Annotated in this window: 20 protein-coding genes and 1 tRNA gene; 4 read left to right on the top strand and 17 right to left on the bottom strand. The window is 69.1% G+C overall.

All coding sequences use genetic code 11. From position 1 onward, the window contains the following. Positions 1 to 3: 3 nt before the first annotated feature. Entirely contained in the window at positions 4 to 975 is a 972-nt protein-coding gene (locus KD1_RS03110; RefSeq protein WP_068397376.1) for a PDR/VanB family oxidoreductase, read from the bottom strand. A gap of 93 nt (positions 976 to 1068) precedes the next feature. Here KD1_RS03110 and KD1_RS03105 point away from each other — a divergent pair, with 93 nt between their 5' ends. Then, on the top strand, positions 1069 to 1728 hold the full coding sequence (locus KD1_RS03105) for a TetR family transcriptional regulator (RefSeq protein ID WP_068397373.1): 660 nt from the start codon (positions 1069 to 1071) through the stop codon (positions 1726 to 1728). Here the strand turns inward: KD1_RS03105 and KD1_RS03100 are convergent. From KD1_RS03100 to KD1_RS03055, 10 genes are all read right to left on the bottom strand, one after another. Then, positions 1725 to 3209 carry a CoA transferase gene (locus KD1_RS03100; RefSeq protein WP_068397369.1) on the bottom strand — a complete coding sequence of 495 codons (1485 nt, stop codon included), beginning with the start codon at positions 3207 to 3209 and terminating at the stop codon, positions 1725 to 1727. The genes KD1_RS03105 and KD1_RS03100 overlap by 4 nt on opposite strands. Next, the gene (locus KD1_RS03095; RefSeq protein WP_068397367.1) at positions 3209 to 4381 is read right to left on the bottom strand and encodes an aromatic ring-hydroxylating oxygenase subunit alpha; all 1173 of its coding nucleotides are present in this window, start codon (positions 4379 to 4381) and stop codon (positions 3209 to 3211) included. The genes KD1_RS03100 and KD1_RS03095 overlap by 1 nt, the downstream gene beginning before the upstream one ends. A gap of 11 nt (positions 4382 to 4392) precedes the next feature. Continuing rightward, the gene (locus tag KD1_RS03090; protein ID WP_068397365.1) at positions 4393 to 5919 is read right to left on the bottom strand and encodes a class I adenylate-forming enzyme family protein; all 1527 of its coding nucleotides are present in this window, start codon (positions 5917 to 5919) and stop codon (positions 4393 to 4395) included. Next, entirely contained in the window at positions 5916 to 7181 is a 1266-nt protein-coding gene (locus KD1_RS03085) for a CaiB/BaiF CoA transferase family protein (protein ID WP_217995784.1), read from the bottom strand. The genes KD1_RS03090 and KD1_RS03085 overlap by 4 nt, the downstream gene beginning before the upstream one ends. 64 nt (positions 7182 to 7245) lie before the next feature. Continuing rightward, on the bottom strand, positions 7246 to 7986 hold the full coding sequence (locus tag KD1_RS03080; RefSeq protein ID WP_068397363.1) for an SDR family oxidoreductase: 741 nt from the start codon (positions 7984 to 7986) through the stop codon (positions 7246 to 7248). Between the two features lie 14 nt (positions 7987 to 8000). After that, positions 8001 to 9488, bottom strand: a complete 1488-nt coding sequence (locus KD1_RS03075; protein WP_068397360.1) for an aldehyde dehydrogenase — start codon at positions 9486 to 9488, stop codon at positions 8001 to 8003. 20 nt (positions 9489 to 9508) lie between these two features. Then, positions 9509 to 10333 carry a mycofactocin-coupled SDR family oxidoreductase gene (locus tag KD1_RS03070; RefSeq protein ID WP_068397357.1) on the bottom strand — a complete coding sequence of 275 codons (825 nt, stop codon included), beginning with the start codon at positions 10331 to 10333 and terminating at the stop codon, positions 9509 to 9511. A 370-nt stretch (positions 10334 to 10703) separates the two neighbouring features. After that, positions 10704 to 11096, bottom strand: a complete 393-nt coding sequence (locus KD1_RS03065; protein ID WP_068397355.1) for a type II toxin-antitoxin system VapC family toxin — start codon at positions 11094 to 11096, stop codon at positions 10704 to 10706. Then, positions 11093 to 11356, bottom strand: a complete 264-nt coding sequence (locus KD1_RS03060; RefSeq protein ID WP_068397350.1) for a type II toxin-antitoxin system VapB family antitoxin — start codon at positions 11354 to 11356, stop codon at positions 11093 to 11095. The genes KD1_RS03065 and KD1_RS03060 overlap by 4 nt, the downstream gene beginning before the upstream one ends. Before the next feature lie 142 nt (positions 11357 to 11498). Next, a tRNA-Leu gene (locus tag KD1_RS03055) sits at positions 11499 to 11584 on the bottom strand. A 114-nt stretch (positions 11585 to 11698) separates the two neighbouring features. Here KD1_RS03055 and KD1_RS03050 point away from each other — a divergent pair. The 3 genes from KD1_RS03050 (at position 11699) to KD1_RS03040 (ending at position 13558) form a co-directional block, all read left to right on the top strand. Next, a complete protein-coding gene (locus tag KD1_RS03050) occupies positions 11699 to 12499 on the top strand; it encodes a HipA family kinase (protein WP_157073131.1) in 801 nt (266 codons plus the stop codon). Further along, the gene (locus tag KD1_RS03045; protein ID WP_083541990.1) at positions 12496 to 12942 is read left to right on the top strand and encodes a DUF3037 domain-containing protein; all 447 of its coding nucleotides are present in this window, start codon (positions 12496 to 12498) and stop codon (positions 12940 to 12942) included. The genes KD1_RS03050 and KD1_RS03045 overlap by 4 nt, the downstream gene beginning before the upstream one ends. 64 nt (positions 12943 to 13006) lie before the next feature. Continuing rightward, complete coding sequence (locus KD1_RS03040) at positions 13007 to 13558, top strand: YbhB/YbcL family Raf kinase inhibitor-like protein (RefSeq protein WP_068397344.1); 552 nt, start codon at positions 13007 to 13009, stop codon at positions 13556 to 13558. 91 nt (positions 13559 to 13649) lie between these two features. On the opposite strand, the gene KD1_RS03035 is transcribed toward KD1_RS03040, so the two are convergent. The 6 genes from KD1_RS03035 to KD1_RS16735 form a co-directional block, all read right to left on the bottom strand. Then, positions 13650 to 14471: a TrmH family RNA methyltransferase gene (locus KD1_RS03035; RefSeq protein WP_068397341.1), complete on the bottom strand. Its 822-nt coding sequence runs from the start codon at positions 14469 to 14471 to the stop codon at positions 13650 to 13652. Continuing rightward, on the bottom strand, positions 14471 to 15247 hold the full coding sequence (locus tag KD1_RS03030; RefSeq protein WP_068397338.1) for a sulfite exporter TauE/SafE family protein: 777 nt from the start codon (positions 15245 to 15247) through the stop codon (positions 14471 to 14473). Before KD1_RS03030 ends, KD1_RS03035 begins: the two co-directional genes overlap by 1 nt. Positions 15248 to 15256: 9 nt before the next feature. Next, a complete protein-coding gene (locus tag KD1_RS03025) occupies positions 15257 to 16390 on the bottom strand; it encodes an SPFH domain-containing protein (RefSeq protein WP_068397336.1) in 1134 nt (377 codons plus the stop codon). A 49-nt stretch (positions 16391 to 16439) separates the two neighbouring features. Then, the gene (locus KD1_RS03020; protein WP_068397330.1) at positions 16440 to 16925 is read right to left on the bottom strand and encodes an NfeD family protein; all 486 of its coding nucleotides are present in this window, start codon (positions 16923 to 16925) and stop codon (positions 16440 to 16442) included. Further along, positions 16912 to 17718, bottom strand: a complete 807-nt coding sequence (locus KD1_RS03015; RefSeq protein ID WP_068397327.1) for an ABC transporter ATP-binding protein — start codon at positions 17716 to 17718, stop codon at positions 16912 to 16914. Before KD1_RS03015 ends, KD1_RS03020 begins: the two co-directional genes overlap by 14 nt. A 37-nt stretch (positions 17719 to 17755) precedes the next feature. Further along, positions 17756 to 18078, bottom strand: a 323-nt coding sequence (locus tag KD1_RS16735; protein WP_502690806.1) for an Rv1486c family protein, incomplete at its 5' end; no start/stop codon positions are given.

Raw genomic sequence — 18078 nt, 5'->3', positions numbered from 1 at the left:
GGATCACAGATCCAGTTTCAGGACTGCGGACCGACAGCGCGAGACGCACACGAACATGACGTCGCCGGCGGCTTGTTCATCCTCGGTGAGGATCGAGTCCCGATGCTCGATCTCCCCGTCCAAGACCTCCGTTTCACACGTGCCACACGTGCCCTCGGTGCAGGAGAACGGAATGGAGATCCCATTGGCGAGAAGCGTGTCCAGGACGCTGGTCTTCGCGTCGACGGGGAACTGCTGCCCCGTCGACGCGATCTCGACGACGAAGTCACGGTTGTCGGACTCGTCGATCTCCTTCGGCGCGAACCGCTCGAGGTGCGGGGCCGGTCGCCCCGCCCGTTCACAGACATCCTCCAAGGCGACGAGCATCGGCTCGGGGCCACAGGCGTAGATCTCGGCGTCGCCGGCGTCGGCGACGACCCCGGCGAGGTCGAGCAGACCGGCGACGTCCTGCGGCACGAGCGTGACCCGATCGCCGAACTCAGTGGCGAGTTCGTCGGCGAAGGCCATGCTGGCCTGCGAACGGCCGCCGTAGTACAGGTGCCACGCGTCCGGGGCGGTCGCCGCCACGGAGCGCAGCATGGCCATGATCGGGGTGATCCCGATACCACCGGCAATGAAGACGTAGCGCGCCGCCGCGGCCAGCTCGAAGTGATTGCGGGGCCCGCGCAGCCGCGTGCGGACACCCTCGACGAGCTCGTCGTGAACACGCGCCGACCCACCCCGCCCGGCCGGCTCGCGCAGCACCGCCACGGTCAGCGCATCCCGGCGGGCCGGATCGCCGCACAGCGAGTACTGCCGCACCGTGTCATCGTCGAGCAGGATGTCGATGTGCGCGCCCGGCTCCCATTCGGGGAACTCACCGCCGTCGGCACGCGCGAACGTGAGACGCACAACATCCAGCGCGGGCTGCTGCCGATCGACGACGTCAACGTCGATGATGTCGGTGTTGCCCACGAGGCTCTCGGATACCACCATGTCGATTTTCCTCCGGGACTCTCACATTATCTATCTGTCGTAGATTAAGATCGGTTGGCACCACAGGTCAACCATTCGGAGAGGACGTTTCCCGTGGCTCGCCCCACTCGCCCCCTCATCAGCCGTCAAGGCGCCGTCGAACAGGCCATCGCGCTCATCGACGAAGAGGGCCTGGACCAGTTCAGCCTGCCGCGGCTGGCGAAGAAGATGAACGTCAGCGCGCCCTCGCTGTACTACCACTTCGCCGACAAGGACGAACTCCTCGCCGAGATCTCCCGCGCGATCCTCAAGGAGGTCGACGCCACGCCGTTCTCCGAGGACCTCACCTGGCAGGAGTGGGCGGTGGCGGCGTCGCTGCAGACCCGGCGGGCGATCCTGCGGCACGAGAACGCCGCTCCGATCGTGTCGCGCTATCCCCCGCGTGACACGCTGACCCGCGCCTACGAGCACTCCGCGCGCTACTTCACCGAGCACGGCGTGCCACCGGAGGATCTGGCGCTCGTGCTCAACGGCCTCGAGCGGTTGACGGTCGGGGCGGCCACGGCCGAGGCGATGATGGACCCGGCGAGTCGGGCCCGGGTCTTCGTCAACGTGACGGAGGAGGAGCAGCCTCACCTGAGCGCCGCCGTGACCGCGAACCAGCGCACGCCGGAAGAGCTCTTCGCCGACGCGATCCGGGCGTTCCTGCGCGGTGCGGTGATCTCCACGGCGGAGGCGTCGCGCGTGGTCGCGACGGATTCCGCCCAGGCCTAACCGGCCACGAGCCCGGCGGGCACACCGTGCGCCTGCAGGCTGGCGATGGCCTCCTCTGGATCGCGGCGCAGCAACCACTGCGTCAGCACACCGGCAGCGGCCGCGCGGTTGGCCAACCGCCCCGGGGTCGTACCCAGGGTCGGGTGGTCGGCCAACTCCGGACGCCCGACGGCCCGACACAGCGCGGCCCAATCCGCGTCGTCTCGGATCGACACCACGCAGAATCGCCCGTGTGCGCACGGGAACACCCCCGACGGTGCCTCACCGACCGCGAGATTGCCCTCGGCCTCGGCGATGCCGGGTATCTGGGACTCCGCCGCGAGATGCCCGCCAAGATGGCTGCGCACCACATCGACGCTCCGCACGCGGATGTCGGACTCGGGTCGATCGGAGAGGGCCACTGCGGACACGAGCACGTCGATGAGCACCTCGATGACATCACCGGGATAGCCCAGTGGTGGGTCGATGCGTCGCACCGGCACCCCGGGTCGGCGCCACAGGTCGGCCACGCCGCTGCGCGCCCGCAGCGTCGCCGGGTCGACCTGGTCGCGATCGATTGACGGAGGCGTGATGGGCTGGGTGCTCGTCGTCGCGCGCCTCGACCAGGGGGTACGGCCCTCGGCGGCCACGGCGTCGCTGAGCCACTCCCCCACGACCTCAGCTTGGTGCTCACCACCACGCGGAGCGCCGTGCCGCCACCCGATCGGCACACCGTCGACGGTCGCCACGGGCCCGGGAACGGCCACCGGGCGCCGCGCCAGGTCGGGGAATGTTTCGGCCGGTTCCCACTGCACCCCGGTGCCCTCGCGCAGGATGTCGCCGATCGTCGCGGGAGTGTCGGTGCTCTCCATGCCCACACTCTCCTGCTCCGCGGCGCGTGCCACCGCCGCGGCCAGCACGTCCACGGCGATGACGTCGACCGTCGGGGCGCGGCCGGTCTCGACGAGCGTGAGCAGCCCGTGGAGTGCAGCTCGGGCCTCGTGCGCCCCGATCAGCCCCTCGGCCAGCCCCACCGGCGGCAGGACCGGTTCCTCCTCCGCGCCGGTGTGGGCGACCAGACCGGCCAGGGCGCTGAGCAGGTGCTCCGTGGCGGGCAGGTCGGCCAACGGCCCGGCTGGGTCGAAGGGCCGGATCGTCACGACAACCGGGCCCGACGGCGCTCCGGCCATCGCCCCCGTGCCCGGGTGCCCGGTCTGCCCGGCCCGACCATCGAGGACGATGTCGGCCTCGGCGATCAGGGCGACCAGCGTCGCCTCATCGTCCGCGTCGCCGGCAGCCAGGGTCACGCCACGCTTGTTGGCGTGGGTCATCTCTCGCAGCCAGGTGCTGACCTCCGCCATGGGCTGCCGCTGCGGGGCACTCGGATCGGTGACGCGGACGACGTCCGCACCGAGATCGGCGAGCAGGCGCCCGGCGGAGCCGCCCAGATCACCGACCAACTCCAGCACCCGCAGTCCGCGCAGCGGCAGCCCGCTGTCCATCAGCGACCGGCGCCCGCGGTGGCCGCCTGGGCGGCGAGTTCGGCGTCCAGCACCCGGTGGAGGTGCTGCGGAGCCGCCTCGTTGCGCCCGTACAGGTAGGTCGAGTCGGCGACGGCCAGGGAGTTGGTCTGGATCGTCTCCTCCATCGGCCAGTCCTCCTTCGTGGCAGCCTCCTCGAGGATCTCCCACGAACGCCGCAGCCGCTCGGCCATGCGCTCGTCGTAGGTGTCCGGGTCGGCGAGGAAGCGGATGCGGATCGTGCATTCACCGGCCGTGGTCAATGACGGCCAGGTCGTCCAGAACTCCACGTGGTCGGGCGTGATGGCGGCGTTGACGTTCGGGAACAGGAACACGGCCGACCCGACGTGACGGTAGAAGCCCTCGATGTTCTCCTCACCGGCCTGGACCTTCGTCTCGAGCTTGACCCTCGGGGTGAACGACTGCATGTGCAGCCCGAGATCGTCGACGACGCAGGTGTTCGTCGCGATGAGCCGACCCACACCGGTCGGGTGGAGGAACTTCGGGTGGAGGCTGTCGACCGCACCGTCCACGACGAGCTTCCAGTTGACCGGCAGGGTGAACTCCTTGTCGAGCACGAGCAGGGAGTTCTCGTAGTTGAACTGGCTCAACCGGGACTCCACCTCGGCACCGAGAAAGTCCGCGACCGAGATGGGGTTCTCCCCCGGCTCGAGGGTGACCCAGATGAACCCGTGGCGCTCCTCGGTGTGCACGGCGAACAGACCGTGGCAGAGCCGGTCGAGCGGCTCGAAGAACTGCGAGTACGGGATGTGCGTCAGCGAGCCGTCGCGGTCATAGGTCCACCCGTGGTACTGACACGTGAACGCGCGCTTCTTGCCCGACTCGGCCTGCTCGACGCGACCACCGCGGTGGCGGCACACGTTGAGGCTCGTGTGCACGCTGCCGTCGCGCTGGCGCACGATGAGCAGCGGCGAGCCCAGCACGTCACGGGTGATGAAGCCGCCGGCATCGGGCAGCTCGGAGTGATGCGCGACGACGAGCGGCTTGGTGCGCATGAGCGCGCGCTCGCGGGCGGCGTGGTCGTCGTCGATGAAGTTCGACACCGGCACGCGGAGCTCCGAGTCGGCCAGGTGCGTGGTGTTGTCGCGGATGTAGGTGACCAGCTGGTCGAGGACGTGCTGGTTGGTCTCCATGTCGTGTCCTTTCAGTGGGTCAGGGAGATGGCGGAGTCGGGGCGCGCCGGGAACTGCTGGCGCAGCAGCGGCTTGGCGAGCTTGCCGGAGAACGTGCGCGGCAACGGGCCGTCGACGGCCACGGCCGACTTGGGCTGCTTGAACTTGGCCAGGTTCGCCGCGGCGGCCTCGTGCAGTCGCGCGGCGACCTCGGAGGCGTCGCCCTGGGTGTTGAAGACGACCATCGGCACCTCGCCCCAGGTCTCGTCCGGCACGCCGATGACGGCCAGTTCCTGCACGCCCTCGACACCGGCCAGGACGCGCTCGATCTCGGCCGGGTAGACGTTCAGACCACCGGAGATGAGCATGTCCTTGCTGCGGTCGACGAGCTTGAGGAACCCCTGCTCGTCCTGCAGGCCGAGGTCACCGGTGCGCAGCCAGCCGTCGACCATGACCTCGGCGGTGGCCTCGGGGCGGTTCCAGTAGCCCTTCATGACGTGCGGGCCACGCACGAGGATCTCGCCGACCTCGCCGGGCGCGGCCCAGTTGCCGGGCTCGCCGATGCGCAACTCCGTGCCGAGCAGCGGCAGACCGGCGAAGCCGGGGCGGGAGACGGCGTCCTCGTAGCGCATCATCGTGGCCAGGCCGGCGACCTCGGTCAGGCCGTAGACCTGGGTGAGCACGAGGCCGCGGTTGCGGTAGGTCTCGAGCAGGTCGGGGCGCACCGGAGCGCCGCCCGCACCGGCGAAGTTGAACTGCGCCACATCGCGGGTGGCGAAGTCCGGCATCATCGCCATGCGCTCGTAGATGACCGGCACCAGGGTGGTGGCGGTGACCTTGTGCTTCTCCATGGCCTGCAGGCCGCTGTCGGGGTTGAAGTCGCACAGGATCATCGTGGCGCCGGGGTAGACGACGAACTGCATGAAGACCGAGATGCCGGAGCCGGTGTAGACCAGCGGCGCGGCGGCCAGGACGCGGTCGCGCCCGGTCAGGCCGGTGGCGAGCACGGCGGACTGGGCCACCGAGAGGATGTTCTTGTGGGTGAGCATCGCGCCCTTCTGCACTCCGGTCGTGCCGGAGGTGTAGCAGATGAAGGCCACGTCGTCCTCGACGACGTCGATGTGCGGAGCGTCGCCCGCTTCGACGAGCAGGTCGGCGTACGGGCGGTGGTCGGTCGGCTCGGTGGTGAAGACCTCGAATTCCGACTGCTCTCGCGCCTGCGACAGGAGCGCGGCAAAGTCCCCCTCGGCGACGATGATCTTGGGCGTGCAGTCGGCGATCATGCCGGCCAGCTCGGGCGGCGCGAGGCGGAAGTTCAGCGGAGCACAGATCGCGCCGGCCTTGAGCGCGGCGAGCATGAGCGCGGCCGTCTCGAGACGGTTGCGCATGAGGATGCCGACGCGGTCGCCCTTGACGATCCCGTTGGCGGCCAGGCCGCGGGCCAGGGAGTCCGACACGGCGTCGAGCTCCTGCCACGTCTGGACGGTGTCCTCGAAGACGATGGCCTCATGCTCGGGGCGAGTGCGGCCCCAGTAGCGAACGAGGTCGTTGATGATCATGCGTGCTCCTTGACGGGGTTGTTCGACGTGCGGTCGGCGTCGGTACCGACCTGAGTGGATGCGGGGGTGGCGTCGGCGGCCTGGATGGCGGTCTCGTCGTAGCCGGCGATCGTGGCCAGGACGTCGCGGGTGTCGGCGCCGAGTTCGGGGGCCGGGGCTGGAGCGAACTCCTCGCCCGCGGCCCGGACCGGCGAGACCATGAGGTCCAGATCGACGCCGCGCACGGTGCTCCGGTAGGTGTTGCGCCGGGCCGTGAAGTGCGGGTCGACGATGAGGTCGGCGACGGTGTTGACCGGCCCGCCGGCGATGTCGTGCTGTTGGAAGATCTCCATCCACTCCGCGCGCGTTCGGGTGGCGAAGATCTCGCGCAGTTGGCTCCAGACATATTCGCCGCGCTCGACGGTGCCCTCGTCGATCGTCATCAGGTCGACGTCGGCGAGTTCCTCACGGCCGACGGCACGGCAGAAGGTGCGCCAGAACTTCTCGACGTGGGCGACGAAGAGGATCGCGCCGCCGTCCTTGGTGCGGTAGGCCTCCAGGCGCGGCCAGTCCGGCAGGCGCCCGTCGGGCAGCCAGCCGGGCCGTTGGACTGTGCGGCCGACGTTGAGGGTGGCGTCGATCTGGTCGGGGATCCAGCTGGCGGTGACGTCGACGCCGCTGACCTCGACGCTGCGGCCGCGGCCGGTGTTGCGGGCCTCGTGCACGGCGGCGAGCACGGCCATGGCCCCGTAAGCGCCCATGGCGTACATGCCGATGGTCGGGGCGGTGCCGCCGGCCATGCCGCGGGTCGGAGCGTCGTCCGGCAGTTCCACGTCGCGCAGCCCGGCGTAGCCGTCGAAGACCGGTCCGCCGGAGCCGAGCGAACTGTAGGGGCCGCCCGCGCCGTAGCCGCTGATGCCGCAGAAGACGAGCTTCGGGTTGACCTCGGCGAGCACCTCGGGGCCGATGCCGAGCCATTCGAGGTATCCGGAGCGCAGGCCCTCGATGACGACGTCGGCCTCCTTGGCCAGGTCGAGGAACGCGGCGCGCCCGACGTCGGTGCGTAGGTCGAGGCAGATGCTCTTCTTGCCGCGGTTCCAGCGCAGGTGCATGAAAGCCGGGCCGTCGGGGCCACCGACGGCCTGGAAACCCCCGACGCGCACGCCGTCGCCGACCGGGCCGGACTCGACCTTGATGACCTCCGCGCCCAGGTCGGCGAGGTGCCCGCCGACCGACGACGGGGCCAACTGGGCGACCTCGATGACCCTCAGGTCCTTCAGCATCGAATATCCCGCCACTACCTACCCTTTCGTTGGTGTTTCTCGTGGTGCTCGTGCACTCGTGAACTCATGCCGTCATGCCCGGCCCGCCGAGCCAGACTCCGACCTGCTCGCCGGAGACGTAGGCGGCACGGTCGCTGACCAGATGGGCGATGGTGTCGGCGATCGCGGACGGTGGGATCTGTGGCCAGGCGTTGGCCAGGGTGTTCTCGCGGTCACCGTCCTGGGTCATGGCGGTGTCGACGAAGCCGGGGATCACCGTGTTGACCGTGACACCGCGCCCGGCCGCCTCGATGGCCAATACCTGGGTCAGGGCGACCAGACCCGCCTTGGCCGCGGCGTAGGCCGACGTTCCCGGTGAGATGGCTCGACCGCCGCTGGGGCTGCCGAGGAAGACGACTCTCCCCCAGCCGTTCTCGTACATCGCCGGGAGTACGGCGTGGGTGCAGTAGAACGCGCCGTTGAGGTTGACGCCGATGATCTGGTCCCACGCGGCCGGGGGCATGCGTCGGGCCGAGCCTGGGCGAAACAGCCCGGCGTTGTTGATGAGGATCGTTGGCGGAGCGCCGAGCCCCTCGGCCGCCCGGTCGATCAACCGGGCGGCCTGGGAGGCATCGGACACGTCGGCCTGGACGCTGATCGCGCGGCCGCCAGTGGCCTTGATCTGGTGCACGAGCTGGTCGGCGGCAGCCTCGCTGTGGGCGTAGTTCACCGCCACGGCATGACCGTCCTGGGCGAGGCGAAGGGCGATCGCCGCGCCGATTCCGGTCGCGCCGCCAGTGACGACGGCCACTCGTGCATCAGACATGGGAGCTTCTGACCTCAGCGGGCCATCGGCAGGTGAACCGTCTTGGTCTGGAAGTACTCCTCCAGACCCTCCGGGCCGCCCTCGCGGCCCAGACCGGACTGCTTGTACCCACCGAACGGCAGGGTGAAGTCCATCGTCGCGGAGTTGACGCTGACCGTGCCGGTACGGATGCGACCGGCGACCTCGAGGCCGTGCTCGAGATCCTCGGTGAACACCGCTCCGGAGAGCCCGTAGATCGAGTTGTTCGCGATGGCCACGGCGTCGTCCTCATCCTCATACGTGATGATCGAGACGACCGGGCCGAACACCTCCTCCTGGGCGACGCGGGCGTTGGGGTCGACGTTGTCGAGGAGCGTCGGCGCGACAAAGAAACCGGTCGGCTGGTCCTCGGGTCGGCCGCCGCCGAGGACGACCGAGGCGCCGTCTTCCTTGGCGATGTCGATGTAGCCCATGACGCGGTCGTACTGTCGCTTGGACGCCAGCGGGCCGAGGACGAACTGTGGCTGGTTCGGGTCACCCATCGGCAGCGCGCCGTAGGCCTGGACGAGCGCGGCGACCACCTCGTCGTGCCGGGCCTTGGACACCAGGACGCGGGTCAGGAGCACGCAGCCCTGGCCGGACTGCATGCAGCTGCCGATCGGCAGTGACGCCGCCACGTGGTTCAGGTCGGCGTCGTCCAAGATGATCGCGGCCGACTTGCCGCCCAGTTCGAGGGAGACCCGAGCGACCCGGTCGGCGGCCAGCGACATGATGTGCCGCCCGGTCGCCGTGCTGCCGGTGAAGGTGATGTGATCGACGTCGGGGTTGGTCACGAGTGCCTCGGAGGCCTCGCGGTCGGCGCACAGGACGCTGATGACGCCCTCGGGGATGCGCCCCTCCGCGACGAGTTCGCCGAGCACGTCGGCGAAGACCGACGGTGACAGCGGCGCCTCGGGGGCGGTCTTGAGCACGACGGAGCAGCCTGCGGCCAGGGCCGGAGCGACCTTGAAGGCCATGGTGCCGACCGGGCCGTTCCACGGGATGATCGCGCCGACGACGCCGACGGGCTCCTTGACGATGCGGCTGACCCCGCCGTCGGTGCGGGTCCGGTCCTCGCTGGTGACGAACTCGCGGGCGACCTGGGCGACGTTGCGGAACAGGCCGACCGACATTTGCTGGACCTGGGTGCTGACCGAGACCGGCACGCCGACCTCGAGCACGCCGATCTGGGTCAGCTCGGGGATGCGCTGTTCGAGGCGGTCCGCGATGGCGTCGAGCACGTCGGCGCGCTCGGCGATGGGCGTGTTGGCCCACACGCCCGCGTCGAAGGAGGCACGCGCGGCAGCCACGGCGCGGTTGATGTCCTCGGGGGTGGCCAGGCGCACGCGCGCGGCGGGCTGTTCGGTGAAGGAGTCGATGAGATCGGTCCAGTCGTTCCCCGCGGACTCGACCCACGATCCTCCGATGAAGACCTGCTCGCGGTCGGTGATCTCAACGCCTGCAGTGGCGGTGGTGGTGCTCATGGTTGTCTCGCTCTCTGCGGTCAGCGGACGTTGTAGCCGGCGTCGACGGGGAAGGTGACACCGGTGATGTACCGGGCCTCGTCGGAGGCGAGGAAGACGATGGCGTTGCTGATGTCGACCGCCTCGATGAGTTCCACCGGCATCGGGTTCTTGTAGGACTCGTCGTTCATGACGTCCGGGTTGGCCTGCAGGAACGCGCCGTACTCGGCGTTGGCGACCATCGGGGTGTTGACGCCGGTGGGGTGGATCGTGTTGACGCGGATGAAGTGCGGGGCGAGTTCCTTGGCGTAGCGGCGCATCAGGCCGACCACGCCGTGCTTGGCCGCCGTGTAGCCGGTCTGGCCCGGGAAGACGTTCAGGCCGATGCTCGTCAGGCCGGCTGCCGAGCTGGTGATCGCGATGGACCCGCCGTTGCCGCGCTCGATCATGCCGGGGACGCTGACGTCCAGCGTGTGCCAGACGCCGGTGAGGAGGACGTCGATGGCGTCGTGCCAGGCCTGGCGCTGATTGCCCTGGTCGATGACGGGCATGATGCCGGCGTTCGGCACGACGATGTCGACCTTGCCGAACCGCTCGATGCCCAGGTCGTGGGCGGCCTGAACGTCCTCGTAGTTGCGCACGTCGCCGATGGAGGTGACGATCTGGCCGCCGGCCTCCTTGACGAGGCGCTCGGTCTCGGCGAGGTCCTCGGGCGTGGCCATCGGGTAGAAGACCGTGGGGATCTGCGCGCAGATGTCCATCGCGATGATGGACGCGCCTTCCTCCGCAAGGCGGACGGCGTGTGAGCGCCCCTGCCCGCGGGCTGCCCCGGTGATGAACGCGACCTTGCCGTTGAGTCGACCCATGGGATGACCTTTCGTCGTTGAGTGCCGCTCCTGAGCCCCGTTGCTACAGGGTGGCCACCCAAACGCTAGATAATCTACGACCCGTAGGCAAGGCCTTGAGGCAAAAATCTTTCGCCTTTAGGCAACGGAGCGTCGAGCGGTCACCTCGCGGGGCGATCGCGGACCTCCGCCGCGCCAACTCTTCCCGTGGGTGACGCGCCGGACAGCATGCAGTCGCACATCGACGCGATGAAGGCCTTCGGCGAGTCGGCCGGCGGCACCCCGCCGCAGATCACCGATCGCCGAGGAGTACATCTGGGCGTGAGCGCCCGCGTTCCATCAGAAGGAGATGTGCCCCTGACCCGCGTACCTGCGGATCAGGGGCACATCGTCACAGTGCGGGCAGCACGTCCGTGTGCGTGAAGTCGTCACCCAGGAACAGAAGGGGCTCGCCCGTCAGTGCCGCCAGGGCATAGGCGAAACAATCGCCGAAGTTGAGTCTTGCCGGATGCCCAGACCCCTTGCCGAAGTCCCGGTAGGCCGCGCGGGCCACAGTCACGTGCGCCTCGTCGACGGGGACGACTTCGAGACGAAGATCGGTCACCAGCCGATCCAGCTGCCGAGAGATTCGCAAGGGCTGGCGCGAATCGAGGACGATGTCTGTCTCGAGGAGGGTGCCAGCGGAGATCCGGACGGACGGCGCCGAAAGCAGGATATCCAAGAAGCGCCGAGCCTCCGGCTCACCCTCGTGGATACAGACGAGTACTGAGGTGTCGACGATCACGCAGGGAGCCCGTGGTCGTCGTACATCTCGTCCATCACGCGCCGTGTCTCGGCCCGGTCTGCGTCCGTCGTCCCCGACTCGATCTCGTCCATGAGACGCCAGAGCCTGGCACGCCGCGCGGCATCGCCCTCGGACTTCTCCAACTCATCGAGGCGGCGCTGCAGCGCGTCCTCGATGGCCCCCGTCTGGGTGGCACCCGTCCGGCGTGCGACCTCGCGCGCGAGGCGGTGCACGCGCTCATTCTTGATGTTCAGCCCCATTACTAAACCCTTTCTACCCCTGATGGTGAAAGTCTACCCCCACTGGGTCCTAGGTGCGCCGTCCATGCACATGTAGCAGCCCCAGAAACGACGAATGGTCCGTGACCTGCGATCTCTCGCTGGTCACGGACCATCTCGTTCGTGTCCGAGGGGGGACTTGAACCCCCATGCCCGATAAAGGGCACTAGCACCTCAAGCTAGCGCGTCTGCCAATTCCGCCACCCGGACAGGGCGCATCGCTCGGGTCCGGTTGGGCCCTTGCGACGAAGGGAAACAGTAGCACCCGCCCCCGGTCTCACGCCAAATCGGGCCACCCCGATCGGCTCGGATACGCTGCTCCTCGTGCCCGATGCTCCCGCCACGACCTCCCTTGAGGCGGTACGAGCCACCCGTTTTGCCCTCCCCCTGCGCGAGGGCGGCTCCATGCCCGGCCTGTTCGAGGCCGATGACCTGGGCATGTACGTCGTCAAGTTCCGCGGCGCCGGCCAGGGCCTGAAGGTCCTCGTCGCCGAGGTGCTCGTCGGCGAACTCGCCCGCCGCCTGGACATTCGCGTCCCGCGACTCGTCACCATCGACGTGCGCCGCGAGATCGCCCGGTACGAGGCCGACGAAGAGGTCCAGGACCTCCTCACGGCCTCCATCGGCTCGAACCTGGGCGTCGACTTCCTCCCCGGCTCCTTCGGCTACGACGGCTCCACCCCGGCCACCGCAGCCGAGGCCGACGCGGTCATCTGGCTCGACGCGTACACCGCCAACGTCGACCGCACCTGGTCGAACCCGAACCTGCTCGTCTGGCACGGCCACGTCTGGACAATCGACCACGGAGCCGCGCTCTGGTTCCACCACATGTGGCCCACCCGCGGCGCCGACGCCGCCCGCTTCGCCGACCAGCCCTTCGACGCCTCCAAGCACGTCCTCGCCGACCTGTCGGCGGACCTGCCCGGCACGCACGCCCGTCTGTCGGGCCAGATCACCGAGAGCCTCGTCCGCGAGATCGTCGATCTCGTCCCAGAGGAGTGGCTGGAACCGGCCCCGGGTTTCGAGGGACCTGACGATGTGCGCGAGGCCTATGTCACGCACCTCCTCATGCGGCTCGATCACGCGCCGGCCTGGTTGCCCACGAACCTCGGTGGTGCCCGATGAGCAACATCATCGCCCGCACCACGACGGAGCATCGTCCGGTCGCCAACGTCGCCCGGTCCACCGACGTCGGTCACCCCTACCAGTACGTCGTGCTGCGCGCAGTGCCACGCGTCGACCGCGAGGAGTTCCTCAATGTCGGGGTCGTGCTGCACTCCCAGGAGAGCGACTTCCTCGACGCGGCGTTCACCGTCGACGAGACCCGCCTGCGCGCCGCCTTCCCGGACATCGACCTCGACGCCGTCCGTGCAGCCCTGGAGATCGTCTGCGCCGTATGCCGCAGCGAGACCGGACGCGGCCTGCCCGACCTCGGTCCGGCCGTGAAGCGCTTCGGGTGGATCAGCGCTCCGCGTTCGACCGTCGTGCAGCCCGGACCGGTGCACGGCGGCGTCACCGGCGACCCCGCGGCCGAGCTCACGAGACTCCTGAGCCGCCTCGTCGGCTGAGCCGCCGGTCACAGACATCACGGTCCCCTGCCACGGCCGCGAGTCGGGCCGCTAGGGTCGGGCCATGAGCCTTGAACGACCAGAAGCACCGAACCCCTACGACTACCTGCCCGAGGTGCCGCGCTTCACCGTCGAGAGCCCGTCCTTCACCGATGGCGCGAACCTGCCCGAGGACCACGTCTTCAACAGCTGGGGGCTGCACGGTGGCAACTCCTCCCCTGCGCTGACCTGGTCCGGCGCTCCGGAAGGCACCAAGGGCTACGCGGTCACCTGCTTCGACCCCGACGCCCCCACGCCGAGCGGGTTCTGGCACTGGATCGTCGTCGGTATCCCCGCCGACGTGACGAGCCTGCCGGCCGGCGCGGGCACGCCCGGCGACGCCGACCTGCCCCAGGGCGCGTACCACCTCAGCAGTGACTTCGGCACCCGCGGTTACGGCGGCTGCGCCCCGCCGGCCGGGGACATCGCGCACCGCTACCAGTTCGTCGTGCATGCGCTGGACACCGACGACATGGGCCTGCCGGAAACCACCCCGGCCGGTCAGGCGGCGTTCAACATGACGATGCACACCCTCGGCCGCGCGATCATCACCGGTTTCTACCAGGTCAAGGCCTGACCGACCTCCCCCACCCCTCACCGAGGGAACAATATTGGCGACCTAACGCGCCGTTAGGTCGCCAATATTGTTCCCTCGGCGGGTGTCGGGGCTACCGCGTGGCGTAGAACGCGACGGCGGAGGACGCGGCGACGTTGAGCGAGTCGACGCCGCCCGCCATGGGGATCTTCACGCGGACGTCCGCCGCCTCCGAGGTCCGCCTCGAGAGCCCGTCCCCCTCGGTCCCGAAGACGAGCGCCAGCTTGGGGTGATCCTGGGCCACCAGCTCATCGAGCGGGATCGCGTCGTCGGCCAGCGTCATGCCGGCCACGACGTACCCCGCGTCCTTGAGCTGGGCGACACCGCTCGGCCACGGCTCGATCCGCGTCCACGGCACCTGGAACACCGTGCCCATCGACACCCGAATCGACCGGCGATACAACGGATCGGCGCAGCGCGGCGTGACGAGCACGGCATCGACGCCCATCGCCGCGGCCGACCGGAAGACCGCGCCGACGTTCGTGTGATCGACCAAGTCCTCCAGAACGGCGATCCGCGACCGAGACGAGCTCTGACCGGTGGCCTCGAGCAATTCACTGACGGAGCGCGGTTCGGGCCGGTGCATCGAGGCCAGTGCACCTCGGTGCAGGTGGAAGCCCGTGAGTTGCTCGATGACGTCGTGCTCACCGACATACACCGGCACACCATCGGCCTCGGCGGCCTCGACGATGTCCACGAGGTCCGTCAGCCACCGGCGCGCCATGAGATAGGAGCGCGGTCGATGCCCGGCTCCCAACGCCCGCCGGATGACCTTCTCGGACTCCGCGATGTACAGCCCCGACGCGGGCTCGCTGACGCGGCGCAACGCGACATCGGTCAACCCGACGTAGTCGCGCAGCCGCTCGTCGGTCGGGTCGGTGATCTCGATCGGCATCAGCCGAACACCAGCCGGGCGATCCCGAGCAGGCCGACGACGACGATCACCGCGCGCAGGATCGGGTCGGGCAGACGCCGCCCCACGCCTGCACCGATGAACCCGCCGATCAGGGTGCCGATGACCAGGTAGAGCACGACGTCCCACATGATGTGCTGCGGCGCGACGATGAGGAAGACGACCGACGAGACGAGGTTGGCCGTCAGCGCGAGGATGTTCTTCCAGCCGTTGAGGCGCTGCAGCGGTTCGGACGACAGCACCGACAGCAACCCCATGAGGATGACGCCCTGCGCGGCTCCGAAGTAGCCGCCGTAGATCCCGGCCAGCGTCAATCCACCAGCCAGGGCCACGCGGTGCCACATCGGTTCGTGCGCCTGGTCATCGGAGTGTCGCCCCCGGGCCCATCGATTCAGCCGCGGGCCGAAGATCACCAGCGCGATGCCCAGCAGGATCAGCACCGGCACGATGACCGAGAACGCCTCTTCGGGGAGCATCAGCAGCAACAACGCCCCGATGACCGCACCGGCAAACGACCACGGCACCAGACGGGTCAGCAACCGCTTCCACGTGCCCGCCAGTTCGCGGCGATAGCCCCACGACCCGGTCAGTCCCCCGCCGAGCATGCCGATGGAGTTCGACACGTTTGCGGTCACGGGCGGGATCCCCAGAAACAGCAGGGTCGGGAACGTCACCAACGAGCCGGAACCGACGATGGTGTTGATGGTCCCCGCCCAGATCCCGGCGAGGATGATCAGTACGGCTTCGAGCGGTGTCACCCGCACACCTTACGGCTGCGGCGGCTGCTCCCCCGGCCCAGCCTGGTGCTGCGGCGGCAGCGGCGGGGTGTCCGCCGTCGGCTGGATCGGCGGCTGCTGGCTCTTCTGCGGGGCCGCGTGCTCGCTGGCCTCATCCGTCCAGCGCTCGGCCTCGGCGCGGGCCTGGCGCAGTGCCTCACCCGGGTCCATGAGCGCCGTCTCACCGAGCACGTCCTCGTCCTGACCGACCTCCGGCTCGACCCACTCGTCGCCGTCGAGCTCCTCGTCCGCCTTGCTGGGCTGACCCAGCGCGTTGCCGATGCCCTTGAGCGCCTCGGTCAGCTCCGAGGGGATGATCCACATCTTGTTCGAGTCGCCGCGGGCAATCTGCGGCAGCACCTGCAGGTACTGGTACGCCAGCAGACGCTGCGTCGGCTTGCCGCGGTGGATGGCGCCGAAGACCTGGCCGATGGCGCGCGCCTGACCCTGCGCCTCGAGGATCCGCGCCTGGGCCGAACCCTCGGCCCGCAGGATCTGCGACTGCTTCTCACCCTCGGCCGTGAGGATCTGCGACTGCTTGACACCCTCGGCGTTGAGGATGGCCGCGCGCCGGTCACGCTCGGCCTTCATCTGCTTCTCCATCGACTCCTGCACGCTCATCGGCGGGTCGATCGCCTTGAGCTCGACCCGGTTGACGCGGATGCCCCACCGACCGGTCGCCTCGTCCAGGGCACCACGCAGCTGCGCGTTGATCTGGTCACGGCTGGTCAGGGTCTGTTCGAGGTCGAGCGAACCGATGACGTTACGCAGGGTGGTCACCGTCAGCTGCTCGATGCCCTGGATGAAGTTCGCGATCTCGTACACGGCCGACTTGGCGTCGATGACCGTGTAGTAGATGACCGTGTCGATGTTGACGACGAGGTTGTCGGAGGTGATCACTGGCTGCGGCGGGAACGAGACGACCTGCTCACGGAGGTCGACCTCCGCGCGCACCTTGTCGACGAACGGGATGAGCAGGTGGATGCCGCCCTCGAGGGTGCGGTCGTAGCGGCCGAGTCGTTCGATGATCAGCGCCGTCTGCTGCGGCACGATCCGCACGGTCCGGAAGAGGATGACCAGCGCCAGCAATATCAGCGCCAGAACGAAGATCAATACGGGTTCCATGGTGGGCGATTCCCCCTGGGTTGGTTGGTCCTGCGGTCAGGTCTGGCGGTCAGGCCGACGGTGTGGTGGGCTCCTCCGGAGCGCGCTGGAGGTCCTTGGTGACGATGACGTGCGCCCCGTCGATCTGCAGCACACGCACCTCCTCGCCCGGTTCGCATGGCGGATCGTCGTCGGGCGTGCGGGCGCTCCACGTCTCACCGTCGAGCTTGACGCGGCCGTCGACCTCGGTGACCGTCACGACGACGCGGGCGATCCGACCGACGACGCTCTTGGAGCCGATCTGGTGGTCGGTGCTGTCCGACGACAGCTGCCGCCGGATCAGCGGGCGGATCGAGAAGAGCAGCAGCAGCGCCACGATGACGGCAATGAGCACCTGCGCCAGGATCCCTAGACCGAACGCCGCGGCGATCGCCCCGGCGAGCGCTCCTCCGACCATCATCAGGAAGACGAAGTCGATGGTGATGGTCTCGATTGCGCCGAGAATGAGCGCCACGGCCAGCCACGCCAGCCACAGATTGTCATCAAGCCATTCCATGATCTCCTCCTTGACGAGCACGAGCGGAGTAGCGATCCCCGTGCTTGTTCAACTCCAGGGGCATCCCGAAGGTTTCACCGAGGTTCTCCTCGGTCAGGGTGACCTCGATCGGGCCCTGCGCGACGATGCGCCCCTCACGGATGAGCAGCACGTCGGTGAAGTTCGGCGGGATCTCCTCGACGTGGTGGGTGACGAGCACGAGGGCCGGAGCGTAGATGTCCGCCGCGATCGCGGACAGTCGCGCGACGAGGTCCTCCCGGCCGCCCAGATCGAGCCCGGCGGCCGGCTCGTCGAGCAGCAGCAACTCGGGGTCGGTCATGAGCGCCCGGGCGATCTGCACCCGCTTGCGCTCCCCCTCCGAGAGGGTGCCGAAGGTGCGATCGGCCAGATGCGCGGCGCCGATCGCCTCGAGGAGTTCGGTCGCCCGATCGTGGTCGAGGGACTCGTAGTTCTCGCGCCACCGACCGATCTGCCCGTAGGACGCGGTGACGACGACGTCGCGCACCAGCTCGCCGCGCGGGATCCGCTCGGCCAGCGCCGCGCTGGACAGGCCGATGCGGGGCCGCAGTTCGAAGACATCGACCGCGCCGAGGACCTCACCGAGGATGCCGGCGACCCCGGACGTCGGGTGCATGCGGGTTGCGGCCACCTGCAGGAGCGTCGTCTTGCCGGCCCCGTTGGGCCCGAGGATGACCCATCGCTGCCCCTCCTCGACATCCCAATACACGTCGTCCAGAAGGGTGTTGGCGCCACGTCGGACCGTGACCCCGGCGAAGGCGAGGACGTCACTCATGTGTTCGACCCTACTAGGGCCGGTTCGTCCGGCTCGGTCAGCCGCGCCAGCCGGCCAGACTCGCCGTTGCGGCGTTGGTCGCCTCGGCCAGGGTGTGCTCGGCCTCGCGGTGCAGCCGGCGCAGTGCCGTCGACCGGGCCCACGATCTCGACGACGTGAGGGCGCCATCGGGCACGCGGGCACCGAGATCCGCCATCGCGGAGATGGTCGAGGCGAGGCGGATGACCTTGAGTGCCCGCGGGGGCAGCCCCGCCGGCAACGCCCAGTCGGCGCCCAGCGTGGTGTCGGCCAACTCGCGCGCGGCGGAGTCGGCAAACGGTTGCCCGCCGATCTCCTCGAGTTCGGTGGTGGCCTCGAGGA

Source organism: Kribbia dieselivorans NBRC 106261 (genome assembly GCF_001552435.1).
In the GTDB taxonomy this organism is placed as follows: domain Bacteria; phylum Actinomycetota; class Actinomycetes; order Actinomycetales; family Dermatophilaceae; genus Kribbia; species Kribbia dieselivorans.
Note: the sequence above shows the minus strand (reverse complement) of the source record. Positions and strands in the feature narration are given on the sequence as shown.

Coding starts and splice junctions, on each gene's coding strand:
- KD1_RS03110 (WP_068397376.1), bottom strand. CDS start 975: ATGGTGGTATCCGAGAGCCTCGTGGGCAACACCGACATCATCGACGTT.
- KD1_RS03100 (WP_068397369.1), bottom strand. CDS start 3,209: ATGGACAGCGGGCTGCCGCTGCGCGGACTGCGGGTGCTGGAGTTGGTC.
- KD1_RS03095 (WP_068397367.1), bottom strand. CDS start 4,381: ATGGAGACCAACCAGCACGTCCTCGACCAGCTGGTCACCTACATCCGC.
- KD1_RS03090 (WP_068397365.1), bottom strand. CDS start 5,919: ATGATCATCAACGACCTCGTTCGCTACTGGGGCCGCACTCGCCCCGAG.
- KD1_RS03085 (WP_217995784.1), bottom strand. CDS start 7,181: ATGCTGAAGGACCTGAGGGTCATCGAGGTCGCCCAGTTGGCCCCGTCG.
- KD1_RS03080 (WP_068397363.1), bottom strand. CDS start 7,986: ATGTCTGATGCACGAGTGGCCGTCGTCACTGGCGGCGCGACCGGAATC.
- KD1_RS03075 (WP_068397360.1), bottom strand. CDS start 9,488: ATGAGCACCACCACCGCCACTGCAGGCGTTGAGATCACCGACCGCGAG.
- KD1_RS03070 (WP_068397357.1), bottom strand. CDS start 10,333: ATGGGTCGACTCAACGGCAAGGTCGCGTTCATCACCGGGGCAGCCCGC.
- KD1_RS03060 (WP_068397350.1), bottom strand. CDS start 11,356: ATGGGGCTGAACATCAAGAATGAGCGCGTGCACCGCCTCGCGCGCGAG.
- KD1_RS03045 (WP_083541990.1), top strand. CDS start 12,496: ATGAGCAACATCATCGCCCGCACCACGACGGAGCATCGTCCGGTCGCC.
- KD1_RS03040 (WP_068397344.1), top strand. CDS start 13,007: ATGAGCCTTGAACGACCAGAAGCACCGAACCCCTACGACTACCTGCCC.
- KD1_RS03035 (WP_068397341.1), bottom strand. CDS start 14,471: ATGCCGATCGAGATCACCGACCCGACCGACGAGCGGCTGCGCGACTAC.
- KD1_RS03025 (WP_068397336.1), bottom strand. CDS start 16,390: ATGGAACCCGTATTGATCTTCGTTCTGGCGCTGATATTGCTGGCGCTG.
- KD1_RS03020 (WP_068397330.1), bottom strand. CDS start 16,925: ATGGAATGGCTTGATGACAATCTGTGGCTGGCGTGGCTGGCCGTGGCG.
- KD1_RS03015 (WP_068397327.1), bottom strand. CDS start 17,718: ATGAGTGACGTCCTCGCCTTCGCCGGGGTCACGGTCCGACGTGGCGCC.